The sequence below is a fragment of the Alkalibacterium sp. m-11 genome, from assembly GCF_054658155.1.
Genome location: NZ_BAAGIR010000190.1, coordinates 1 through 3,031, shown reverse-complemented (window position 1 = coordinate 3,031; position 3,031 = coordinate 1). Strand labels below are relative to the sequence as shown.

2 protein-coding genes are annotated in these 3,031 nt (G+C 42.6%); both read left to right on the top strand.

The window, feature by feature from the left end:
* Positions 1-524 precede the first annotated feature (524 nt).
* Positions 525-1,373 (top strand): metallophosphoesterase, encoded by an 849-nt coding sequence (locus ACYQ2O_RS11420; protein WP_459796652.1) that lies wholly within the window; start codon positions 525-527, stop codon positions 1,371-1,373.
* A gap of 137 nt (positions 1,374-1,510) precedes the next feature.
* Complete coding sequence (locus ACYQ2O_RS11415; RefSeq protein WP_459796650.1) at positions 1,511-2,758, top strand: MFS transporter; 1,248 nt, start codon at positions 1,511-1,513, stop codon at positions 2,756-2,758.
* The last annotated feature ends 273 nt before the right edge of the window (positions 2,759-3,031 follow it).

Below are 3,031 nucleotides of genomic sequence, written 5' to 3'. Positions count from 1 at the left end.
ATGCAAACCAACGGTTAGCTGAGAGAAAGAACAGAAAAGAAATAGCCGTGTAATTTTTAAAAAATAGTCATTTTGAAATTAGACGAGTGTTTCCTTTTTTAAAAAGTTAGTTATGAAATTGGTTCAACTATAGAGAAGAAGTGTAGTTCAGAAGATATTTGTCTGCTGAACTTCATTTTTTTGTGCAAAAATCTACTATAGCTAGTCAAACATATGCTAAACTAAACCATTTTAGAAATCGATGCAGTTTACAGGGGGCTTCATATGGTCAACTACAATAAAAGTGGTCAAAGATATAGTTTAGCTCCTTAAACTCCTTTAAGTTAAAGGTATTGTTCCAATGACGTAAGATCTGGCCTGAGCCAGATTACCATTATAATCACATGCATTTCACAAATCATTCTCTGTTATTTTCTCGTAAAATAGAGTATAGTAAAAAGCGTTCATAAACTATGTAAAAAATAATTTAGATGATACTGAACTATTTTAAATTGTGCGACTAGATTCCTCGAGGAGATAACCCAGTGAAAAGATTTAAACTCGTTCGTTTGCTATTACTATTTACAATGTTAATTGCTGCTTATTTAGTTTGGCAGAACAACGCCATTCAAGTGACGCATTATGATTTTAATCATCCTGATATACCTGAAGCCTTTGACGGCTACACGATTGTACAGGTGTCCGATTTGCATAATAAGGATTTTGGCGATCAGCTGACTGATAAGGTAAGGGAACAAAATCCTGATATGATTGCTGTGACAGGGGACGTCATTGACAGTAATCGCACGGATATCCCTGTTGCTATAGAAGCCTTGACTGAAATGGTTGAGATGGCTCCGGTTTATTTTGTGTCCGGTAATCATGAAATAGCGTCAGAGCAGTATCCTGCACTTCAAGCAGAAATGGAAGCAATCGGGGTAGTTAACCTAGACAATTCGTCTTTATTGCTTGAACGAGAGGGTACTGAAATCGGCTTGATTGGGCTGGAGGATCCGTTATTGGTCACACTAGAAGAAATTGAAATGGCCGGATCTCAGGAGCAGTTTCTGCAGGAAAGTCTGGTTGGCTTAACTGATCAAGTTGGTACAGACTTTAACTTATTGTTATCCCATAGGGCCGAAATAATGGAGTTGTATGCCCGAACAGACGTGGACTTGGCTCTGACAGGGCATGCTCATGGCGGACAGATTCGAGTACCAGGTGTGAGTGGTTTATATGCACCTACTCAAGGTTTCTTTCCAGAATACACTAGCGGTTTGTATGAAGAGGGTGACACGCAGATGATAGTAAGCCGTGGACTAGGGAACAGTCTGTTTCCTTTTCGTGTAAATAATCGTCCTGAGCTTATAGTGGTTACGCTTGAATCAGAGTAAATTTCAATTAAGTTATCCGCTGGCCCCTAACAGGTGTCAGCGTTTTTTTGGCTAACGGTAGAAAACTTCTCTACACAAGTGCAATTCAAGAGCGTATACTGGATATAATGTAATTGTTAGGAAGTGGAGACGTTTTGATGAAAAATAAAAGTATGAAACACTGGCTCGTGATGCTGGGCTTGTGTGGGGTGACCATCAGTGCTATCGGTTTACCAGTGATGTCAAACGGGGTATTTATTACACCGATAGCTGACAGTCTAGGCGTCTATAGAGGATCGGTTGCGATGCACAATACCCTGACCCTGTTTACTAAAGCCATCATGTCACTTTATGCAGGTGTTTTAATCAGGAAGTATCCCTTCAAACTGGTGATCTTATTTGGAGTAGTACTGGCTGGTGTCTCGAATATCCTTTTAGGCTTCTCTGAGTCGATTCTAATTTTCAATATATTAGGTACGCTTAGAGGAATTGGATCTGGTTTGCTGGCATGGGTTCCGGTAACGATCGTTGTCAACGAATGGTTCGAGCAGAAGCACGGGCTGGTGATGAGTATCGTGTTAAGTTTCAGCAGTGTGGGAGGTGCAGTCTTTTCTCCAGTCTTCACCAGGCTCATTGAATCTGTCGGATGGGAACTGTCTTACCAGATCATGGGCCTGCTGATCATCGCCTTTACCCTGCCCGCCTTACTTATCCCTTATACGTTGGACCCGAAGGAATCAGGCTATCTGCCTTACGGGGCTTTGGAAGCTGGTGACCAAGGCATTGAGAAAGAGAAGAAGACGATCAGGCGAGAACAGCTAGGCAGAATCAACGGAGCACTGTTTGCTCTGATGTTTACGTTCACTTTACTGCAGACAATGCTCATCGGTGTGCCGCAGCACTTCCCAGGCTTTTCTGGAGCCCTCGGGATGACCAGTGACGTGGGGGCAACGATGCTGTCATTCTCTATGATCAGCAGTATCGGATTCAAGCTCGGAATGGGTTATCTCAGTGACTTTGTCGGGCCGATAAAAAGTACCTTGAGCATGGTGGCAATTGTAGGAGGAGCAAGTATTCTTCTCGTCGTATTTCAGAATGCTTGGCTGCTTTATGGGGCTGCCTTTCTCTATGGAGCCATCTTCTCGATCCCGTCAGTCAGTGTGACCTTGCTGACTAAGGAATTTTTCGGGCGTTATCATTTTGTCAGGCTTTACCCGATTCTGGCATTTGCAACAAGCCTTGGTGGAGCATTTTCGATCTCATTGGTCGGATACATCTTCGACTTTACAGGGTCTTATATTCCTGCGTTTATCTTTTCTCTTGGCATTAACCTGTTTAACTTTGTCGTTTTATGGATCATGGTCCGAATGCACACGCACAATAGCTTGAGGAAGAAAGCAGCCTAATTATATGAGATAAAGACTTCATGGAGTATATCTGTATCAGAGGGTTCGATTTCAAGGATTTTTAAATCCTATATAATTGATAGGAGATAGTTAAACTGTTCATCATGAGGAAGAGAGGTAAAGCCGATCATTGAGATCGGCTTTTTTCTTTGTGCGCCCGGCATGGGCGACAACTTGGTGGTGAAAGTCCACTACAGACTTGGCAGTAGGAACTGTTAGCGAAAGTCAAGGGTGTCCGCCGTGAGGCGGAATCTGAAGGAAGACGGACGCAAA